Raw genomic sequence first — 16,873 nt, 5'->3', positions numbered from 1 at the left:
GGAGACCGCCGCACCCGCGGCGTTTAAAGCATGACGCATATAGAAGCGGATCAATCGTTCAGCGCAGAACGATATTATTTTTCTCAACTCGAGCTAGGCCGGTTCACCCTGCCCAAATGCCGGGTATGCGCCCGCCTGCACTTCTTTCCCCGCCTGATCTGCCCGCATTGCGGATCCGACTCCCTGGACTGGGCGGTCCCTAGCGGGAAGGGCCAGGTCTATTCCACCACGGTTGTGCGCAGCAAGACCGAAGACTACACCGTCTGCCTGATCGATCTTGAAGAGGGGCCGCGGCTCATGAGCCAGGTGGTCGATATTGCGCCCGATGCGGTGCAGATCGGCATGCCTGTCGCCGCCCGCGTCGATCGCGTGGATGGCATGCCCTTGCTGGTGTTCACGCCGGTGGAAAGGGGGCAGGCATGATGCGCAGCTACCGAGGTACAACGGCCATTCTGGGTACCGGCATGGCGGGGTTGGGGGACTGCGGCGGCCGCAGTGAACAAGAAATTATCGCCCAGGCGGCTCATCGCGCGCTGCGGGCCAGCGGACTGCGCGTGCAGGACGTCGACGGCCTCATCACGTCGAGCCTGACGTCGTCATTGTGGGTGTTGCGCATGGCCGAGTATCTGGGCATTCAGCCCCGATTCTCAGACAGCACCATGTTCGGCGGATCGTCCTTTATCGCCGATTTGAAGATCGCTGCGATGGCCATCGAGTCGGGGCAGTGCGACAACGTACTGATCTGCTACGGCGCCAACCCGCGCAGTGTGCCCAGCAGCAGCGAGATCAACCGGATGCGGGCCGTCTTGGACCCTCAGCCATACGAGCACCCGTACAAGCCCTTCAATCCGGTTTCCAGCTATGCCCTGGCGGCTGCGCGCCACATGCATGAATACGGCACGACGCGGGAACAACTGGCCGAGGTCGCCGTTGCCGCGCGCAAGTGGGCCCAGCTCAATCCCGATGCTTTCCTGCGCACCCCCCTGACGATCGATGATGTGCTGAATGCCAAGATGGTTTCCGACCCGTTCACCGTACGCGATTGCTGCCTGGTGACGGATGGGGCGGGCGCCTTTGTGGTGACCAGCGCCGAGCGCGCGCGCGATCTGCATGCACGGCCCATTTATGTGCTGGGCACGGGCCATGCGCATTCGCACCGGCAGATTTCATGCATGCCCGACCTGACCGTGACATCCGCCCGGGAATCGGGCCGGGCGGCCTTTGCCGAAGCGGGCCTGGGGCCGGCCGACATCGACCTGGTAGAGCTTTACGATGCCTTCACGATCAACCCCATCCTCTTCCTCGAGGACCTTGGCTTTTGCGCCAAGGGCGAGGGCGGATCGTTCATCGGCCAGGGGCGCATCGAACCCGGCGGCGCCCTTCCCATGAACACCAACGGCGGAGGCTTATCTTTCACGCATCCGGGCATGTACAGCATTTTCCTGGTCATCGAGGCGGTGACGCAGTTGCGGCGCGAGGCCGGCGAGCGCCAGGTCGACAAAGCGGATATCGCCTTGGTGCACGGCAACGGCGGCGTGCTCTCCAGCCAGGCGACAGCCATACTTTCCCATTCTTTATGAGGACATGATGGACAAGATCATTCCCTCCCTGGCCGAGGCGGTGGCCGACATTCCCGACGGCGCAACCGTGCTGGTCAGCGGCTTTGGAAGTTCAGGCCAGCCCATTGAGCTGCTCGATGCCCTGGTCGAGCAGGGCGCGCGCGAGCTGACCATTGTGTGCAACAACAGCGGCGCAGGCGACACCGGCCTGGGGCGCCTGGTCCGGATGGGGCGCGTGCGCAAGCTGATTGCTTCCTATCCGCGCGGGACGGAATCGCAGGCGTTCGACGAAGCCTATGCCAGCGGCCGCATCGAGTACGAGTGCGTGCCCCAGGGTACGCTGGCTGAACGCCTGCGCGCCGCCGGTTCCGGCCTGGGCGGCTTCTATACGCCGACCGGCTATGGAACGCAGTTGGCTGACGGCAAGGAAACCCGCATGATCAATAACGTGGGCCATGTGTATGAAGCGCCCCTGCGCGGCGATTATGCGCTGGTGAAGGCGCATCGCGCCGACCCCTGCGGAAACCTCATCTACCGCAAGGCGGGCCGTAATTTCGGGCCGTTGATGTGCATGGCGTCGGCCAATACGGTGGTTCAGGTGCACGAGTGCGTGCGTGCCGGAGAGATCAATCCAGAGCATATCGTGACGCCCGGAATTTTTGTGCAACGGGTGGTTCAGGTCACCGATGCCTACGTTGCCGGAGAAAACCCATGACCCTGCAACGCTATACGCGCGCCGATATTGCACGCCGCGCCGCCGCCGACATTCCCCCGCGCTCCTATGTGAACCTGGGCATAGGCCTGCCGGTGATGGCGCTGGATTTCTGGACACCCGGGCACGGCGTGATGGTGCACAGCGAGAACGGCATCCTGGGCCTCAGAGCGCGGACGGATGACGATCCCTTCGACCCGGACCTTACCAACGCCGCCAAGCAGCATGTGGCCATGGGCCCGGGCGGGGCTTATTTCCACCATGCCGACTCCTTCGCCATGATGCGCGGAGGACATCTTGACTACTGCATTCTTGGCGCCTATCAGGTAGCCCAGAACGGCGACATCGCCAACTGGTCGCTGAATCAGCCGGGGGTGGCCACGACGGTCGGCGGCGCCATGGACCTGGTGGTGGGCGCCAAGCACGTCTACGTACTGATGGAACACACCACGCGCGACGGCCGGCCGCGATTGCTCCGTCATTGCGAGCTTCCCCTGACGGGCGCGGGCTGCGTGGATCGCGTCTACACGGACCTGGCCACGCTGGACATCACCGCCGATGGTTTCTTGGTGCGCGACATGGCGCCCGGCCTCACGCGTGAAGCACTGCAGGCCGCGACCGGCGCTCCGCTGCGCTATTCGGAAGCACTGAATCATGTCAAATGAACTGCATGCCTTTCGCCAAGAGGTTCTCACCTTCTTGCGCGGGAATCTGCCGCCGGACTTGCAGCGCAAGGTCATGGGCCACCAGCGCCTCACGAAGGAAGACTTCCTGCGCTGGCACCGTATTCTGTTCGAGCATGGCTGGGTCGCTCCCAGCTGGCCCGTCGAGTATGGCGGCATGGCCTGGAGCCTGGAAAAGCGCAATCTCTTCGACGAGGAGTGCGCGCTGGCGGGCGCCCCGGAAACCATGCCTTTCGGCTTGCGCATGGTGGCCCCCGTCTTGATGAAATATGGGTCCGAATGGCAGAAGGCGCATTTCCTGCCCCGTATCCTGAGCGGCGAGGATTGGTGGTGCCAGGGCTATTCCGAACCGGCTGCGGGCTCCGACCTGGCGGGTCTGAAGACACGGGCAAAGCGGGAGGGCGATCATTACATCCTCAACGGCCAGAAGACCTGGACGACCTATGCGCAATACGCCGACATGATGTTCTGCCTGGCGCGCACCGGATCGGAAGGCAAGCCGCAGGAAGGCATTTCTTTTTTCCTCGTCGACATGCACAGCCCGGGCGTCTCGCTTCGTCCCATACGGACGCTGGACGGCGGCGAAGAGATCAACGAAGTCTTCCTGGACAATGTCGCGGTGCCGGCCACCCATCTGGTGGGCAAGGAGAATCTCGGCTGGACGTATGCCAAGTATCTGTTGTCGCACGAGCGTTTCGGCGCCGCGCGGGTGGGGCGCGCGAAGCGCGAGCTGGCCCACTTGCAGCGCCTGGCCTCGATGCGCGAACTCGACGGCAGGCCCATGGACCAGGACCCCTTGTTCGCCCAGACATTGGCCAAGCTGGAGATCGACACCCTGGCGCTGGAACAGACCAGCCTGCGGCTGATCGACCGTGACCAGCGCGGGGCCGGCCATGGGGCCGAGGCCTCTATATTGAAGTTCCTGGGGTCGACGCTGGCCCAGAAGATCAGCGAGGCGCTGGTTGACGTCGCCGACATCCATGGGCTGGCCTACCGGTCCGAACTGCTGGAGTCTGACAATGCGGCGGGCGAGCCCGCGCCTGCGGACGAGCTGGAAGCCATGCCGGGTTTTTATCTGAATCTGCGCAAGATCACTATATACGGCGGCACGGATGAGGTGCAGAAGAACATCATTGCCAAACTGGCGCTGGGACTCTAGCCATGCAAGATGCTTTCAACGATGACCAGCGCATGCTGGACGATGCGGTCAACCGCTATCTGGAACGGGCCTATCCCGCGCCGGCGGGCAGGCCGCCCGTTTCTGTAACCAGCGCGCCGAGTGAGTCGCCGCATTGGCAAGCCTGGGTCGACATGGGGCTGGTCGGCCTTGCGCTGCCGTCCGAGGCCGGCGGAATGGACGGGAGGCTGGAAGAACTGTGTATCGTGATGCAGCGCTTCGGCCAGTATCTGGCGGTCGAATGTTATGACAGCTCGGCCGTGCTGGCCGGCCAGGTGCTAAGGCGCTTGCCCGACTCCGTCGCCGCCCATGAACTGCTGGCGCAGCTGGCGGCGGGCAGCGCCACACCGGTCCTTGCCCACACAGAGTCTCAGGGCGATACGGCGCTGGCATCCATACAGACCCAGGCTGCAAAAGTGGACGGGGGCTGGGTGCTCAATGGCGCCAAGCGCTGCGTGGCCTGGGGCGGGAATGCCGGGCAGCTTTTGGTGTCGGCGGCAACGGACCGGGATGCCGCCCTGTTCCTGGTTCCCGCCGGTTCGCCGGGGCTGGTATGCACCAGTGCTATCGGCCTGGACGCCAGGCCTTATGCCGATATCGAACTGAATGGTTGCCGTGTCGCCCAGGCCCACTATCTGGGGCGGGCGGCGCCGGCCCTGGATGTTGCGCAGGACGTCGCCCGGGTGGCCTTGTGCGCCGAAGCCGTTGGGGCCATGCAGGCGCTGCTGACTGTGACCACTGAATACGTGCGCGCACGGCATCAGTTCAATCGTCCGCTGGGCTCCTTCCAGGCCATCCAGCATCGGCTGGTGGACATGCTGATGCTGCTCGAGCAAGCCCGCTCGCTGATGTGGCTGGCGGCCGCCACGGACCCATCGGACTCCCGCTTTGCCCGCCTGGCATCGGCGGCGAAAGCCAAGTGCGGCGAGGCGGCGCGCTTCATCGGCGAGCAGGCCATTCATCTGCATGGCGGCATGGGCATGACCGACGAGTTGCCGGTCGGCCATTACGTGAAGCGCCTGCTTGCCATTGAATACACGCTGGGCACCACGCGCCAGCATCTGGCGCGTTATCGGAAACTGGCGCTGGAAGAAAACGCGGAGGCCCGCTAGCCGGGTGTTGTACTTCAGCATTGTGGTGAAACGACAGCCTTAAGGATACTCATGAGCAATTCAACTTCGGACAATACGAATACCTTTCTTTCCGATACCGTACGCTATGCCGTGCACGGCAACGTAGCGGTCATCACCCTTGACAATCCCCCCGTCAATGGCCTGGGGGACACCGTGCGCGCGGGCATCTACGCCGGCATCGAGCGTGCTGGGGACGATGCCCGGATCAACGCAGTGGTGCTGATCGGCGCGGGCAAGGGGTTCAGCGGCGGGGCGGATATCCGCCAGTTCAATACGCCGGCCGCCAATGCCCAGCCTACCTTGCGGGCAGTGATCGCGCGCATAGAGGCCAGCGGCAAGCCGGTCATCGCTGCCATCCACGGTTTTGCGCTCGGCGGCGGGCTGGAGCTGGCACTGGGCTGCCACTATCGCATTGCCCAGTCCGCCACGCGCCTGGGCCTGCCGGAGGTCAGCCTTGGCCTGATTCCCGGCGGAGGCGGTACGCAACGCTTGCCGCGCCTGGTCGGGGCGGCGACGGCATTGTCCATGATCCAGGGCGGCAAGCCTGTCGATGCCCAGGCCGCCCAGGCCATCGGACTTGTCGATGCGCTGGCGCAGGGCGACCTGCTGGATGAAGCCCTGACCTTTGCGCGCTCATGCGCCGCCAAAGCAACGCATCCTGTGATCGGACGCCGCTCTGTGGATGCGAAGGGCCTGGATTTCAACGGCGCGCGAACCCATATCCGGGCCAAAGCACGCAATGCGCTGGCGCAGGGCGTCGCCATCGACTGCGTCGAGGCCGCCACCCGCCTACCCTTCGAGGCCGGGCTGGACGAAGAGCGCAGGCAGTTCGACGCACTGGTGGACGGCGACGTTTCCAAGTCATTGCGTCATCTTTTCTTTGCCGAGAAGGAAGCCCCGCGCATTGCCGGCGCCCACCGCGGCAAGCAAGCCGGTATCGACATTCAACGCATCGGCATTCTGGGCGCGGGCACCATGGGCGGGGGTATCGCCATGGCCTGCGCCAATGCGGGCTTTCCCGTCGTGCTGTGCGAACGCGAACAGGCGGCGCTGGATCGCGGCCTGGCGCGCATGCGCAAGAATTACGAGATCACCGCCGCCAAGGGGAAGCTGAGCCAGGATGACATCGAGCAGCGCCTGGGGCTGATTACCCCCAGCCTCGATCTGAACGATTTCGCCGATATGGATCTGGTCATCGAGGCGGTGTTCGAAGACATCGCCGTCAAGAAGGACGTCTTTCGGCAACTGGATGCCGTCTGCAAGTGGGATGCCATTCTGGCCACCAATACCTCCCGCCTGAATATCGACGAGATTGCCGCCAGCATCGGCCGGCCGGAATCGGTGATCGGCTTGCATTTCTTCAGCCCCGCCAACGTGATGAAGCTGCTAGAGGTCGTGCGTGGCGCGAAGACCCGCCCCGACGTGATTGCCGCGAGCATGGACATAGCGCAGCGCATTGGCAAGATTCCCGTGCTGGTGGGCGTGTGTGAAGGCTTTGTGGGCAATCGCATGCTGACCGGCTATTGGCGGGAGGCCGGCTTCCTGCTGGAAGAGGGCGCAAGCCCGCAGCAGGTGGATGGCGCGCTGACCCGTTTCGGCATGGCCATGGGTCCGCTGGCCATGGCGGATCTGGCGGGCATGGACATCAATTGGGCCACCCGCAAGCGGCTGGCGCCCACGCGTCCCGCTCATTTACGCTATTCCAAGGTTGCGGACCGGATCTGCGAGCGCGGGCGCTTCGGACAAAAGACCGGCGCGGGGTACTATCGCTATGAAGCGGGCAGCCGGACTCCGCTGCCCGATCCCATCGTTGACGAAATCATCCAGGCCTGCGCCCGTGAGGCCGGCATCGCGCGCCGCGAAATCACCGATGAGGAAATCGTCGAACGCTGCATGCTGGCGCTGGTCAACGAGGGCGCGCAAATCATCGATGAAGGCATCGTCCAGCGCGCCTCCGACATCGACGTGATTTATGTGAACGGCTATGGATTCCCCGCAACGCGTGGCGGCCCGATGTTCTATGCGCAGACATTAGGGCTGGAAACCACCCTGAAGAAAATCAGCGACTTGCGCAGCAAGCATGACGAACATTGGAAGCCGGCGCCCTTGCTTGAGCGGCTGGTGGCAAAAGGGGCCAAGACGTTCTGACCGCTTTGCGGAAACTTGCCCGCCTCGCGATTGACATGCCGCGAGGCGGGTTGGTTTTAAGCGCTTAAGCGCTTCAGGTAGGGCAACGGATCAGGCAGCGGGTCACTCCACCTGGATGTTTGCGTCCTTCACGACCTTATGCCATTTTGCCGCTTCGTTCGCTACGAATTCACGGACTTGTTCCGGTGTCATGGGACCGGGTACGTCACTGTTGCTTTGCGCCAGGCGTTCTACCATTTCCGGGGAGTTCATGATCTCGCTCGTCGCCTGATTCAGCTTTTGCACAATGGCGGAATCCGTTCCCGCGGGGGCATAGAAGCCGAGCCAGGTATAGACATCAAGGCCGGGCGCGCCGGCATCAGAGAAATTCTGCAGGTCGGGAAACTGCTTGCTGGGCGCCGCGCTGGCCAGGCCGATGGCGCGCACATGACCAGACCGTATGAAGCTGGCGGCGCTGGTCGCGTCTTGTATGGCGACGGGTACTTCGCCTGCGATGACCGCCTGGGTGCCCGGGGCGGCGCCCTTGTAGGGAATATGCTCCAGGGGTATGCCGGTAATGAGCTTCAGCCATTCACCGCCCAAATGGGTGGAGCCGCCGAACCCGGCGGAGCTATACGGCACACTGGGCTGGGCCTTGGCCCAGGCCAGGAATTCGGGAATGGTTTTGGCGGGCACTTCAGGATTCACCAGGACCAAATTGGGTGAACGGGCCAGAATGCCGAGGGGTTCAAAATCCTTGACGGGATCGTAGCGCACTTTCGGGTTGACGGCGGGGCCGATCACATGCCCGGTTGCGCTGACCAACAGCGTGTATCCATCATTCTTCTGGCGGGCCACGTACTCGGTGCCTACCTGCCCCGCGGCGCCGGGCTTGTTTTCCACCACAAAGGTCTGGCCGAGCTTCTTGCTTAATTCGCCGGTAAGCAAGCGCGTCACGGTATCCGTCATCCCGCCCGGTGCAAAAGCCACGACGACGGTGACCGGCCGTTCTGGATAGGCGGCGTGGGCCACGCCCGCCGAAAAGCCGAAAGCAAGCAGTGCGCCGAGCGCACTGCGATGAAGCATGCTGCGAGTCATAGGAGTCTCCTTTGTTGGTATCGAAACATGCCTATGGGACTGCCCGCTTTTCCGCGGCCGATTTGACATGTTCACTGGTTATTACTGGCTATCAGTATCCCTGTGACATGTCTTTGTTTCCATCCGAATTGTTCGAATGGAGCGTTAGGTATTCTCGACAGCGGCGGCGCAGTATGGGTTGCGCCCCTAATGCATTGAATGAGAATCATTGTTAACATTACGGGCTTCTTCGACTTTCGTTGCCTGCCATCGACGGTTTGATTCCATAAACTTTCAGGAACCCCTATGAAACACACCTTATTGCGCTTGTCCGCGGTCGCCTTGCTGGTCGGGACGCTTGCCGCTTGCGGCACACATGCCCCCTCAAGCTCGTCGGCCAGCCAGGCGGCCGCCTACGTCCCCATCAAGGCCGAGCAGGTCCAGCGCCAGGCCATCGCCAAAGGTGTGTATGAGCTGGTCTATTCCCCCAAGCGGAATGCGGTGTTTGTAGCGTCCTCCGGCGGTTGGGGGGACCAAGCCGATCCGGCCAAGATCGTGCGCCTGAACCCGGACACGCTGGCAGTGGAAGCCGAGATTCCGTTGCAGCGCAAGGCATTCGGGCTGGCGCTGGACGACGCGGCGGGCCGCCTGTATGTGGGCAATACCGTGGACACCTCGCTGACGGTGGTGGACATTGCCGCCCAGCGCGAAGTGGCGGTGATTCAACTGGAGCAGAAGGTCAAGGGGGCGGATGGCAAAGAACGCTATCAGCGCGATCTGCGCCAACTGGTCGTGGACCCGGATAACCATCGTGTCTACATCGCCGCCCATGCGTTCGAGCATGGCAGCGTGCTGTACGTGGTGAATACCGACACCCTGCAGGTTGAAAAAAGAATAGAAGGGCTGGGTAATGCCAAAGCGCCGGGAATCTGGCTGGATGCCGCCACCAACCGCCTGTTCGTGACCGACCAGGGCAGCAAGTCGCTGGGCGAGTACATTGCCAAGACCGTTCCCGGCTATAGCTCGAACGGCAAGGGCAATCGCGTGGTGGTGCTGGATGCGGATACCGGCGCCGTGCAAGCGAGTGTCCCCACGGGTGAAGGCCCATTGCAGCTCTGGCTGGATGCCAAGCGCAAGCGCCTGTACGTGACCAATCGCAGCGCGGGCGCCATCAGCGTCCACCACAGCGATACCTATGAGCTGCTGGACACCATTCCTGTACCCACGCATCCCAATACGCTGGCACAGGACGCCGAGCGCAATGTGGTCTTCGTCACCATCAAGAACGGCGAGGGCGATCCCAAGGGCAGCAAGGAAAGCGTAGCGCGGCTGCAGTTCTAAGCAGGCGCGAGTCCCGGAAAACGCATGCGGCTGCCGCCCAGGCCTGGGCGGCAGCCGCTGTCGCTTGCGCAGGCGCTCAACGCAGCGCTCGCGATCTTCGGGATTTTACTTATAGTCTAAAATTTTCTGATAATTAAAATAGAAATGAAATTATTAGCCAAATAGTTCATTTTTCTGGCTACCCACTGAAAAACATGGTTCTCATGCTGGGCTGCCGCCCGGATCTGAGGCTGTGGTTCAACAGTCGTTTTCCCTTAGCGATATGTGCGCTTTCATGCGGTTGCCGGCCAAGGCGCACTCTTACGGAGCGTGTACTATGCAGATCAAAAAGCTATGGACAGCAGTGGCGTTAAGCGCCGCATTGGGCTTCAGTTCAGTCGCTGGCGCCAAGACCGAACTGAATGCCAGCATCTGGTTTCCGGAAAGCCAGCCGCTGACGCGTTACGGCTATATGGAATGGGCCAAGAAAGTTGACAAGGCCTCTGATGGCGACATCAAGATCAACGTCTTTACCGATACCACGCTGTTGCCTGTCGTCGCGCACTTGAGCGGGTTGCGCGACGGCATCGCGGACATTACTTATCACGCAGGCACCTATACGCCATCTGATTTGCCCGAGGACAACGTCTTGGCCGTGCTGGGCATCGTGCAGGAAGATCCTCTGCTGACGACGTTCGCCGTTGCCGATTTCTATATGAACGATCCGGATATGCAGGCCTTGTGGAAGCGGCAGAAGATCACTTTCCTGGGGGCTTATGCCAGCGTTCCGTATGTCCTGATCTGCCGCAAGAAGGTCGAGAACATAGGGGATTTGAAAGGCCTGAAATTGCGTACCGCCGGGCCGGTCTATGCTGAATGGGCGCGCTCCGTAGGGGCGGCGCCGGTCAATGTGCCGTCCAGTGAAATGTTCACGGGCCTGGACAAGGGCCAGATCGATTGTGCCGTCATGGGCGCCAACGAACTCAAGACACGGTCGCTGTGGGATGTCGCCAAACATGTGAACCTGGCGAACCTGGGGCCTTACTTTGCAGGTTGGGAATGGGCCATGAACCGCGCGAAGTGGAATAAGCTGACCGATGGCCAACGCCGTATTCTTCTGGATACCATTGCCGAATCCACCGTCGAAACTGAGCTGGCCTATATTGCGGTCGGCGACGAGGCCATCAAAGAATCATCGAACCACGGCGTGACGGTATATCAGCCGTCCAGTGAAATCGAGCAGTCCATCACGGACTTTGCGTCGCATGCGCGCGCCCTGGCCGTCAAAGAAGGCACGGAGCGTTTCAAGCTGAAAGACGCCGAGGGGTTGATCAGCCGCTTTGAAGCAACGGTGGCCAAATGGGACAAGCTCATGCAAGGCGTGGACCGCACTGACGCCAAAGCCTTGACGGCGCTGCTCAAAGACAATCTTTACAGCAAGATCGATGAAAAAACTTACGGTAAGTAAAAGGTGATGGCAATGCGTATTGGTGTTGAAGTAGGCGGGACGTTCACGGACTTGGTCGCTATAGGCGTGGACGGGGTCCAGGTGTTGAAAGTGCCGAGCACGCCCAGCCATCCAGATGAAGGCGCCTTCAATGCGTTGACTGCCAGCGGGATACCGCTGGGCGACGTGATCGATTTGGCGCATGGGTCAACCGTTGCCACCAATGCCGTGTTGGAGCGCAAAGGATTCAAGACGGCTTTTATTACCACGCAAGGGTTTCGCGATATCCTGTCGCTGCAGCGGCATGGCCGCAGCAATATTTACGACCTGGCCTATCAGAAACCGGAGCCGGTGGTCGAGCGCCATGACAGCCTTGAGGTCGCCGAGAGGGTGCTGGCAAACGGAGAGATCCTGACTCGCCTGGACCCAGAGGCCGTCAAGCAGAGCCTGATACCCGCTTTGACCAAGGGCGGATACCAGGCTGTGGCCATCTGCCTGCTGAACGCCTACGTCAATCCTGCTCATGAACATCTGTTGCGTCAGTTGCTGGCCGACGCGCTGCCCGATCTGCATGTCACCGTGTCGTCCGACATCACGCGCGAGTTCCGCGAGTATGAGCGCGCGTCCACCACGGCATTGTCCGCCTATGTGCAGCCTGTCATGGATCGCTATGTGTCGCGCTTTATCCAGCGCCTTGAAGCGTCCGAGTTCATGGGCCGTTTCAGCGTGATGCAGTCCAATGGCGGCAAGCTGCCGGCCGAGGCCATGCGCGCCAATGCGATCAGTGCGTTGTTGTCTGGCCCGGCAGCCGGTGTGATGGGCGCGGCGCGGCAAGTGGCCCGTTCTGGGTATAGCAACCTGATTACGCTGGATATGGGTGGAACGTCCACCGACGTTTGCGTCGTGGTCGATGGCAAGCCGCAACTGACCAATGAGTTTTCGATCGATGGATTGCCGGTCCGCATTCCTGTTCTGGATATCAACACGGTGGGCGCCGGGGGCGGCAGCATTATCTGGATAGATGAGGGCGGCATGCTGCGTGTCGGTCCCAAGTCCGCGGGCGCCGTGCCGGGGCCCGCATGTTATGGCAAAGGCGGCGAGCAGCCAACCGTAACGGATGCGCACGTCATTCGCCGCGCCATACTTCCGGAAACTTTTCTGGGCGGTCGCATGCCCATCGATTCAGAGCGGGCCAGCGCATCGCTGCAACCCATTGCGGATCACTTTGGCATGACGCTGGAAGAGGCGGCCGATAGCGCCATTCAGTTATCGAATGCCAATATCGTTCGCGCTATCCAGGTGATTTCCACCGAGCGCGGCCATGACCCCCGTGACAACGTGCTGGTCCCTTACGGGGGGGCCGGGCCTTTGCACGCCGCCCAGGTGGCCAGCGATTTGGGCATCCGCACGATTGTCGTGCCACCCAACTCGGGTGTCATTTCCGCTTACGGCTTGCTGGCCAGCGATTTCATTCAGTTTGAAAGCCTGACGCGGCGCGGCGTGCTGGGTGACGAGTCGGCCGAAGTGATACGCCACGTCTTCCAGGATATGAGCGAACGCGCGATAGCCAGGGCCCGGGATATGTCGCTGGATGGCGAGTTTATCCTCAGCTTCGTTGTATACATGCGTTTCGTCGGCCAGGCATTTGAAGTCCCGGTAGAGCTCGTGACGACGGACCTCGACAGCCTGACGCCCGCTCGCTTGCGCGAACTGTTTGGCCTGATGCATCAGAAGTTGTTCTTTTTCGGCGCCGAAGACGACAAGCCCATTGAATACGTGTCGTTCCGGCTGGGGCTGACCGCGCCTTTGGAAAAAGTGCCGCAACTGTCCGAATCTGAAGCGCACTTTACCGAGCCGCGCACCATCGAGCTGTTTGACCAGGGGCGGTGGCGCGAGGCAAAGTTGATCAGCCGCGCGGCCATGGAGGTTGACCAAGTCTTTGCCGGACCTGCCTTGCTGGAAGATGCGACCTCTACCTTGCTGGTGCCGACAGGCTGGGATGCCCATCGCGACAGTCATGACAACACTATCCTTACCCGGAGCGACGACCATGCTTGATACCGTCAAACACGCCAGCCCTGCCCAAGAGGCGCTCAATCCCGTCGACTACGCAGTCATCACGCAAGGGTTGATCGCGGCAGCGCGTGAAATGGGCGTAAAGCTGATACGGTCGGCATATTCGACCATTATTCGCGAGGCTGCCGATGCGTCGGCAGCGTTGTTTGATCGCGATGGCAATGTTGTCGCCCAGGCAGAGCTGATTCCCATGCAACTGGGGCCTATGTCCGAAATCTTCCATGCCTGCGCCCAGGCCGATCCGGTCGAGAGCCTGCAGGAAGGCGATTTCTACATCACCAATGACCCTTATTCCGGTGGCCAGCACCTGCAGGACGTATTCATTTATTCGCCCATTTTCTTCGAGGGCGAGTTAGTGGGATTTGCCGGTACCGTAGCCCATCACCTGGATCTGGGGGGCGGTAATCCGGGCCTGACCACCGAAGCCGTGGATGTTCATGCCGAAGGGATAATTTTTCCCCCTACCCGATACAACCATGCCCGGGATTGGGAGGGCCGCGGGCCGCTCAAGCGGATGGTGGCTGCCAATATTCGCGTGCCGGGTCAAACGATAGGCGACTTCGACGCGCAATTTGCCGCCAATTCCGTGGGGGCCGAGCGCATGCGCCAACTGTGCGAAAAATATGGGGCGGCCACCCTGCGCGCAGCCATGGGCGAGCTGGTCGATTATTCCGAGCGCCGCTTCCGGATGGCATTGTCGCAACTTGCCGACGGTGTTTATCATGGCGAGGACTCGGTCGACGACGATGGCATTACCGACCAGCCGCTGACGGTCAAGGCGGCTGTCACGGTAAAAGGCGACACGATCGAAATCGATTTCGACGGCACCTGCCCCCAGGTGTCCCGCAATTTGAACTGCCCGTTCTCTTCCACGATCTCCGCTGCGCTGTCGGCGGTCAAATCGGCGTTGACCAGCCCCGACATCCCGTTCAACGAGGGGCTCAAGCGCCCAGTCCGCATTCGCGCGCCCAAGGGGTCGCTGGTCAATCCCAATTATCCCGCGCCGGTGCGGGCGCGCATGGAGGCAGGCTATCGTTGCTTTAATGCGGTACTCAAGGCGTTGGCGCAAGTCGCGCCAGACAAAGTCATTGCCGGCGGCAATGACGCCACGCTTGTCACGTCGCTGTCCCACCAGGATCAGGGTAAATACAAGGTCTATCTGGAGGTCTATGGGGGTGGATTCGGCGCCTCGCTGCATCGCGATGGCTGCGATGCGGTGGACTCGCCCTTGTCGAATTGCACGAACACGCCCATCGAAGCGACCGATATGGATTTCGATCACTTTCGCATCGTCGGCTATGGCCTGATTCCGGACTCCGCCGGTCACGGCCGGCACCGGGGCGGGCTAGGTTTTTATCGCAGCTTTGAGATATTGAAAGATGGGGTCAACTTTGCCATGTACGCGGACCGTTTCCGCGTGGTGCCTTATGGTTTGTTCGGTGGCGCCGATGGCAAACCGGGCTCCGGTGAAATTCTGCGTGACGGTAAAAAGCTTCCCCTGAAAAGCAAGGACAACCAGACGCTGCGCAAAGGGGATATCGTCACCATTTACACGGCGGGCGGCGGCGGCTATGGCCCCGCCAGCGAGCGTGCGCGTGAAGATATCGAATACGACATCCAGCATGGGTATGTCACGCAACAAGCTTCACGCGCCATATATGGGTAAGGTGGGTCTATGCATCCAATAGAAAAAATCATCCGTGGGTTTGTGCATGTGCTGACCTTCATCGCGGGGATCAGTCTGTTGCTGATGATGACTCAGACGGTTGTCGACGTTATGCTCAATAACTTCATGGGCGCGCCCATCGAAGGTAATCTCGAGGTGATCTCCGCCTATCACATGGTGTTGGCGGTGTTCTTGCCGCTGGCCTATGTTGAGCTTCGCCATGAGCACATCAATGCAGACTTGTTTGTACGCTTGCTGTCCCCCAGGCTGCAGCGCGGCATCTATATATTTGGGTGCCTGGTTTCCTGCTGCTTCTTTGGGGTACTGGCCTGGCAGACCCTGCAAGACGCGATCAGCTCATACCAGATCAGAGAAGTGATCATGGGCTCAATTTACATTGAGGTCTGGCCCTCGAAGTTCTCGCTGCCTTTTGGCTTCTTTGCGATTGTTCTGGTCCTGCTGCTGCATATCTGGAAGGCGCTTACAGATCCCGATTTTGATCCCTCTCCGGAAAGCCCCGAAGCCGAGGGTATTTGATGCGGCCTATTGGGTTCATCACAGGAAAGTTGCATGGATAATATAACGATTGGTTTTGTCGGCTTGGCGGCGGGCTTGGTGCTGGTGGGGCTTCGGGTGCCCATTGGTGTGGCATTGGGGTCGGTATCGTTCCTGGGTATTGCGGCCATACTCAACGCCAACGCAGCGTGGGGGATGGTCACGGCCGTGCCGTTTAACTTTGTCGGTGACTGGAACCTGACTGCCATCCCGATGTTTCTCCTGATGGGCTATGTGGCCGGGTCTACCGGCTTGTCTAAAGGCTTGTTCGAGGCGGCGCGCATTTTTCTGTCGCGGCTGCCGGGGGGGTTGGCGGTGGCCAGCGTGGGCGCTTGCGGCTTGCTATCGGCTGCTTCGGGTTCAAGCGTGGCGGTATCGGCGGCCTTTGCCCGGATCGCCACGCCCGAAATGTTGCGTTATCGCTATGACCCCGGCTTGGCCAGCGGCGTCGTAGCGTCGGCCGGAACGCTGGGGTCGCTGATACCGCCCAGTATCCTGATGATTCTGTACGGTTATGTGGCCGAGGTTTCCATTGCCAAGGTCTTTATGGCGGGCTTTTTACCTGGTCTGCTCTCGGCCTTGATGTTCGCGGGCATGATCATGATTCGGGTCAAGCTCAAACCGTCGCTCGCGCCGCCTATTCAGGAAACGTTCAGCCGTGAAGCCAAAATGGCCGCGCTGAAGAATGTCTGGCCATTGCCGGTGCTGATCATCGGCGTGCTGGTGGGTATTTTCGTCGGCGTGTTCACGCCCACTGAAGCGGGGGCCGTGGGCGCCGCCATGTCTATTGTATTGGCGATGGTACGGCGTTCGCTGACATGGAGAAACCTGTATCAATCGGTCACCCTCACGCTGACGGGCACCGCCGGTATATTCATGGTCGTGATTGGTACGGTGCTGCTGGGCCGTTTCATGGTGCTGAGCGGCGTTCCGGTATTCATTACCGACTGGTTCATGAGCTTGGGCAGCAGCCAGTTGGCCGTCATTCTTGCGGTGTCCATACTGTATCTGATCCTGGGCTGCTTCCTGGATTCCATTGGCCTGCTGTTGCTGACCTTGCCCATTGTTCTGCCTCTGGCGCGGGAATCAGGCATGGACTTGATCTGGTTCGGCATCATACTTGTCAAGTTGCTTGAACTGGGCTTGGTTACGCCGCCGGTAGGGCTGAATGTGTATGTCACCAAAAGCGCGCTGGGCAATCTGGTCAGCCTGACGACGATCTTTCGCGGTGTTGGCTGGTTTGTGGTAACGGATCTTGTTACGCTGGCGCTATTGGTTGCGTTTCCGTGGATCTCGCTGGTGCTGCCGGGGATGATGGATTGAATGAAGGGGGAGTCTAGC

14 protein-coding genes are annotated in these 16,873 nt (G+C 61.0%); 13 read left to right on the top strand and 1 reads right to left on the bottom strand.

From position 1 onward, the window contains the following. Positions 1–30: 30 nt before the first annotated feature. From RE432_RS02105 to RE432_RS02075, 7 genes are read left to right on the top strand one after another with little or no spacing between them, the layout of a single operon-like run. A complete protein-coding gene (locus RE432_RS02105; RefSeq protein ID WP_310931565.1) occupies positions 31–423 on the top strand; it encodes an OB-fold domain-containing protein in 393 nt (130 codons plus the stop codon). Further along, positions 420–1,580 carry a thiolase gene (locus tag RE432_RS02100; RefSeq protein ID WP_409079800.1) on the top strand — a complete coding sequence of 387 codons (1,161 nt, stop codon included), beginning with the start codon at positions 420–422 and terminating at the stop codon, positions 1,578–1,580. The genes RE432_RS02105 and RE432_RS02100 overlap by 4 nt, the downstream gene beginning before the upstream one ends. 4 nt (positions 1,581–1,584) lie before the next feature. Continuing rightward, the gene (locus RE432_RS02095) at positions 1,585–2,274 is read left to right on the top strand and encodes a 3-oxoacid CoA-transferase subunit A (protein WP_310931564.1); all 690 of its coding nucleotides are present in this window, start codon (positions 1,585–1,587) and stop codon (positions 2,272–2,274) included. Beyond that, positions 2,271–2,936, top strand: a complete 666-nt coding sequence (locus RE432_RS02090; protein ID WP_310931563.1) for a 3-oxoacid CoA-transferase subunit B — start codon at positions 2,271–2,273, stop codon at positions 2,934–2,936. Before RE432_RS02095 ends, RE432_RS02090 begins: the two co-directional genes overlap by 4 nt. Beyond that, positions 2,926–4,113 carry an acyl-CoA dehydrogenase family protein gene (locus RE432_RS02085; protein WP_310931562.1) on the top strand — a complete coding sequence of 396 codons (1,188 nt, stop codon included), beginning with the start codon at positions 2,926–2,928 and terminating at the stop codon, positions 4,111–4,113. Before RE432_RS02090 ends, RE432_RS02085 begins: the two co-directional genes overlap by 11 nt. A gap of 2 nt (positions 4,114–4,115) precedes the next feature. After that, entirely contained in the window at positions 4,116–5,243 is a 1,128-nt protein-coding gene (locus tag RE432_RS02080) for an acyl-CoA dehydrogenase family protein (protein WP_310931561.1), read from the top strand. A 51-nt stretch (positions 5,244–5,294) separates the two neighbouring features. Beyond that, positions 5,295–7,412: a 3-hydroxyacyl-CoA dehydrogenase NAD-binding domain-containing protein gene (locus RE432_RS02075; protein ID WP_310931560.1), complete on the top strand. Its 2,118-nt coding sequence runs from the start codon at positions 5,295–5,297 to the stop codon at positions 7,410–7,412. A 102-nt stretch (positions 7,413–7,514) separates the two neighbouring features. On the opposite strand, the gene RE432_RS02070 is transcribed toward RE432_RS02075, so the two are convergent. Next, positions 7,515–8,489, bottom strand: a complete 975-nt coding sequence (locus RE432_RS02070; RefSeq protein ID WP_310931559.1) for a tripartite tricarboxylate transporter substrate binding protein — start codon at positions 8,487–8,489, stop codon at positions 7,515–7,517. Between the two features lie 285 nt (positions 8,490–8,774). Between RE432_RS02070 and RE432_RS02065 the strand changes: the two genes are divergently transcribed. The 6 genes from RE432_RS02065 to RE432_RS02040 all read left to right on the top strand — a co-directional run bounded on the left by RE432_RS02065 (position 8,775) and on the right by RE432_RS02040 (position 16,855). Further along, positions 8,775–9,809, top strand: a complete 1,035-nt coding sequence (locus RE432_RS02065) for a YncE family protein (protein WP_310931558.1) — start codon at positions 8,775–8,777, stop codon at positions 9,807–9,809. A gap of 316 nt (positions 9,810–10,125) precedes the next feature. Then, positions 10,126–11,256, top strand: a complete 1,131-nt coding sequence (locus tag RE432_RS02060; RefSeq protein WP_310931557.1) for a C4-dicarboxylate TRAP transporter substrate-binding protein — start codon at positions 10,126–10,128, stop codon at positions 11,254–11,256. Between the two features lie 12 nt (positions 11,257–11,268). Beyond that, positions 11,269–13,293 carry a hydantoinase/oxoprolinase family protein gene (locus tag RE432_RS02055; protein ID WP_310931556.1) on the top strand — a complete coding sequence of 675 codons (2,025 nt, stop codon included), beginning with the start codon at positions 11,269–11,271 and terminating at the stop codon, positions 13,291–13,293. After that, positions 13,286–14,977: a hydantoinase B/oxoprolinase family protein gene (locus RE432_RS02050; protein ID WP_310931555.1), complete on the top strand. Its 1,692-nt coding sequence runs from the start codon at positions 13,286–13,288 to the stop codon at positions 14,975–14,977. The genes RE432_RS02055 and RE432_RS02050 overlap by 8 nt, the downstream gene beginning before the upstream one ends. A 9-nt stretch (positions 14,978–14,986) precedes the next feature. Then, the gene (locus RE432_RS02045; RefSeq protein ID WP_310931554.1) at positions 14,987–15,514 is read left to right on the top strand and encodes a TRAP transporter small permease; all 528 of its coding nucleotides are present in this window, start codon (positions 14,987–14,989) and stop codon (positions 15,512–15,514) included. Positions 15,515–15,547: 33 nt separating this feature from the next. Continuing rightward, positions 15,548–16,855, top strand: a complete 1,308-nt coding sequence (locus tag RE432_RS02040) for a TRAP transporter large permease subunit (protein ID WP_310931553.1) — start codon at positions 15,548–15,550, stop codon at positions 16,853–16,855. The last annotated feature ends 18 nt before the right edge of the window (positions 16,856–16,873 follow it).

The sequence above is a fragment of the Pusillimonas sp. SM2304 genome (assembly GCF_031628915.1).
Taxonomy (GTDB): Bacteria; Pseudomonadota; Gammaproteobacteria; order Burkholderiales; family Burkholderiaceae_B; genus Pusillimonas_C.
Note: the sequence above shows the minus strand (reverse complement) of the source record. Positions and strands in the feature narration are given on the sequence as shown.